The sequence below is a fragment of the Pantoea sp. CTOTU49201 genome (genome assembly GCF_032054795.1).
Classification (GTDB): domain Bacteria; phylum Pseudomonadota; class Gammaproteobacteria; order Enterobacterales; family Enterobacteriaceae; genus Pantoea; species Pantoea symbiotica.
In genome coordinates this window covers 1-3,863 of sequence record NZ_DAMBSA010000429.1, presented here as the reverse complement: position 1 = coordinate 3,863, position 3,863 = coordinate 1, and the positions used below count along the sequence as shown (strand labels likewise).

Below are 3,863 nucleotides of genomic sequence, written 5' to 3'. Positions count from 1 at the left end.
TAAATGTTGATCTTAATCGCCAGCACGTTCGGGTCGAACGAGGCCTGACGCAGCAGCTCCAGCACATGCTCAAAGGTGTGATACGGATAGTAGAGCAGCACATCGCGATTACGGATGGCGTCGAAACCGTTGCGGAAGCCGTCGAAGCCGATGTGACGAATCTGCGGCAGCGGACGGTTTTCCAGATTGCTTTTGCCAACGTTTGGGAAGCCGATGAAATCTTTAAAGTTATGATAGCGGCCACCGGGCACAATCGAATCGTAGTTCGAAATCGACAGTTTATGGCGCAGCATTTCCACCATCGCATCCGGCATATCGCGCTGATAAACGAAACGTACCGGCTCGGCATTGAGACGCTGCTTCAGGCTTGAGGACATCAGCTCCAGCAGGCTCGATTCCATCTCCGTTACCAGATCGTACTCGGCATCGCGCGTCATCTTCATCGAATAAGCATTCAGCGTATCGTAATCGAAGAAGCCTTTGAAAATTTCATCAAGGCAGTAGCGCAGGATGTTATCCAGCAGAATCATTGGCTTGCGGCGACGTGGCGACTCAGCCGGCAGGTTAATAAAGCGCGGCACTTTATCCGACGGGATCTCCAGCAGCGCATAACGAATATCGTCGCCGCGAATGATCTCCACCGCCAGATAGGTGTAATCGTCTTTCAGGAATTCGATCAGATCGGTGTCATGGTTAATCAGAATCGGCGTGACGTGCTGGCGTAATTGATGTTTGAAGTAGTAGCGCAGCCACTCTTGCTGATTCGGTGACAGCTGACGTTCGTTAATCAGGAAGATCTGATTACGCGCCATTTCCAGCAGCAGATCGTTATAAAGCGCATCAAACTCCTGATCCGACTTCTGCACCCGCAGCTGAATTTTCTTTAACAGATGTCGCAAAGAGGTCGGTTTGCCTTGCTCTTCGCTGATCAGAATCCGCCGCTTGAGATCGGCAAAGCGGACTTTATAGAACTCTTCGAGGTTATTGGAATAAATTCCCAGAAAGCGCATGCGCTCAATCAGCGGATTACTTTTATCCGAGGCTTCCTGTAACACACGTTCATTGAAGCTTAACCAGCTTAATTCTTTTTCTATATACAGCTTATCCTGACCCATTCTGACTCCGAGATGCTGATGCTGGACGGAATGTCCGGCGGAAAATGCACAAAAATGCGTTACCGCTCAGTGTCCGTCACCATTATGGCGAGAGTATGGCAGGCTTGTCCAACGTCAAAGGTTGTCTTATCAATCAGCTACGGGCAACATAGCGACTTGTTTCCACCGGTAACCTGGCCTGCATGAGCATAAATCGTATTCCCGTCCACTTTAGCGACCGTCGTCGACGCGCCACTGACAATTTAGTGCGCCGCGTTGTCACAGCTTGCGGCGTGGGAATTTTGCTGCTGATGTTACTGCTGTTCTTCTGGCTGATCTGGGTGGTGCTGCCGCTGTTTAGCGCGCCCGGGATGCATGCCACCACCAATATTCAGCTGTGGGACAAAGCCCCAATGCTTGCGATGGGCAGCGACGGCCATTTGGGCTGGCGCATCAGCCGCAACGAAGCGCGCTTTATTCCGCTTGATGGTCAACCCGCTGCACCGGCACTGGCGCTGAATGGCAAGCCTGATGCGGCGATCGCAAGCTTTGATAACCGCAGCGTGCTGCTCAATATGCAGGGCGAACTGCTGTTAATGCAACCGGTTATCCGCAACGGCAGCGGCGAATGGGGTTTCCCGCTCGGCGATCGTCCGCTGCGCTTACCGCAAGGCCCGGTCAGTAACATGGCGCTGACGTCGCTCAACGACCATCAATGGTTGATTGCCGCGCAAACCGCAGCAGGCATTAGCCTGCTCACGCTGGAAAATCAGCAAAAGGTGAATCAGATCCTGTTGCCGCAGCAGCAGGCCGATCATCTGCTGTTGTCGCCGGATGGCACCTTACTCTACGCCAGCAGCGGGCGCTTACTGCGCGTGTGGCAAATCACGCCGGATGGCGCGCAGCTACGCGAAACGCAAACCCTCAATCTGCCGCCGCAAAGCCTGCATATGTTGGCCGGTGGACGAACTTTGCTGATTCAGGATTCACAGGGCGTGCAGCAATGGTTCGCTATCGCCAGTGATAAAGGGCCGCGTCTGCAACAGATTCACACCTTCAACGGCAGCCAGCAGGCGCGCGGCATCACGCCGGAACCGCAGCGCCGCGTGTTTGCCACTTACGATGCGCAGGGCAAGGTTCAGCTGTTCGCCAGCAAGCAGCAGGGCGCAATCTTAGCGCGTCAGCTGGCGCCGGGCATTCAGGCGCTGGCCTTCGCGCCGCGCGGTGATGCCTTGATCATTGAACGCGCCGGGGAATGGCAGCAGTTTGCTTTAGATAATCCGTGGCCGGACTTCACCTGGCGCAACCTGTGGCAGAAAATCTGGTACGAAAACTATCCGCAGGCCGATTGGGTATGGCAATCCACCGCGGCGGGCGACAGCTATCAAGCCAAGTTCAGCCTGATGCCGCTGGTGCTGGGCACGCTGAAAGCCGCCAGTCTGGCACTGCTGTTCGCCACGCCGCTGGCGCTGGCCGCCGCGATGTATACCGCGTGGTTTATGTCGCCAGGTTTACGCCGTTGGGTGAAACCGGCGATCGAAATGATGGGCGCGCTGCCAAGCGTGGTGATTGGTTTAATCGCGGGCGTATGGCTGGCACCGCACATCAGCACCGCGCTGGTTGGCGTATTGCTGCTACCGCTGGTGCTGGCGGCCACCTTACTGTTATGCGGCGTGCTCAGTCCGCGTTTGCCTGCCAGCTGGCGACGTCCCGGCTTTGAAGTGATTCTGCTGCTGCCGGTATTGCTCGTCGTCACGCTGTTAACGCTGTGGCTGCCAACGCTGTTCTGGCCGGAAATTGGCGAGCGTTTGGCGCATTACGAACAGCGCAACCTGTTAGTCGCCGCGTTGGCGATGGGTTTTGCGCTGGTACCGCTGATTTTCACCTTATCGGAAGATGCGCTGTTCAGCGTGCCGGGCGCGCTCGGGCAAGGCTCGCTGGCGCTGGGTGCCACGCCGTGGCAAACCCTGACGCGCGTGGTGCTGCCGGGCGCCTCGGCGGGCATCTTCGCTGCATTAATGATTGGCTTTGGCCGCGCCGTCGGCGAGACGATGATTGTTCTGATGGCCACCGGCAACACGCCGGTCAGCGAAGGCGGCTTATTTGCTGGCCTGCGTGCGCTCTCCGCCAACATTGCCATTGAAATGCCCGAAGCCGCAGCGGGCAGCGCGCATTACCGCATTCTGTTCCTTAGCGCGTTGATACTGTTGATCTTCACGTTGGTGATCAACACCATCGCCGAGTTGATTCGTCAGCGCCTGCGTCAACGCTACAGCCAGCATGAGGGCCAAGGATGACGGCGATGAAACAGAACGATCGCTGGCGCTGGCTCACCGCCGGGGCTGTCGCGGTTTGCCTGCTGGCGTTTACCTTGTTGATTGGTTTGCTCGGCTGGCAAGGCGTGCGCGCTTTCTGGCCGCAGCCGGTCGATCAATATCAGTTCCAGCCGCCGGAAGGCAGCGCGGTGATGGTGCTGGGCGAAACCTTGCAAAAGCAGCAGCAGGGCGAACAGTGGCGCTATGTGGTGAAAACCGGCAACCGTGACTTTGCCGCGCCGGATTTCCGCGTGCTTTACAGCCAGGGCGAGGCGAAAACCCGTCGTCCTGTCGATGTGTTGGTGCTACAGCGCCGCAACGGCGGCAATGCGTATGGTTGGCTGGTGGAGCTGCGCCAGGATAATGAAGTGATGACCGCGCAAAGCCGCGATGCCTTGCTGCATCAGCGTTTGCAGCAGGTACATGAGCAACTGCGCCAGGCGAGTAACATCCG

General features: G+C 57.0%; 2 protein-coding genes and 1 pseudogene. 2 read left to right on the top strand and 1 reads right to left on the bottom strand.

What is annotated here, in order from left to right; translation table 11 throughout:
- On the bottom strand, positions 1 to 1,115 hold a 1,115-nt coding region (locus tag RTY00_RS21510; RefSeq protein WP_312666114.1), incomplete at its 3' end, for an RNA degradosome polyphosphate kinase.
- 182 nt (positions 1,116 to 1,297) lie between these two features.
- On the opposite strand from RTY00_RS21510, the gene RTY00_RS21505 reads away from it, so the two are divergent.
- Together RTY00_RS21505 and RTY00_RS21500 are read left to right on the top strand one after the other, a co-directional pair.
- On the top strand, positions 1,298 to 3,391 hold the full coding sequence (locus RTY00_RS21505; protein ID WP_312666112.1) for an ABC transporter permease subunit: 2,094 nt from the start codon (positions 1,298 to 1,300) through the stop codon (positions 3,389 to 3,391).
- Positions 3,388 to 3,863 (top strand): annotated as a pseudogene (locus RTY00_RS21500) (phosphate ABC transporter, permease protein PstA); the annotation flags it as partial. The gene RTY00_RS21505 and the pseudogene RTY00_RS21500, both read left to right, overlap by 4 nt.

Bases quoted from the DNA above. Each gene is read 5' to 3' on its own strand.
- RTY00_RS21505 (WP_312666112.1), top strand. From the start codon at position 1,298: ATGAGCATAAATCGTATTCCCGTCCACTTTAGCGACCGTCGTCGACGC.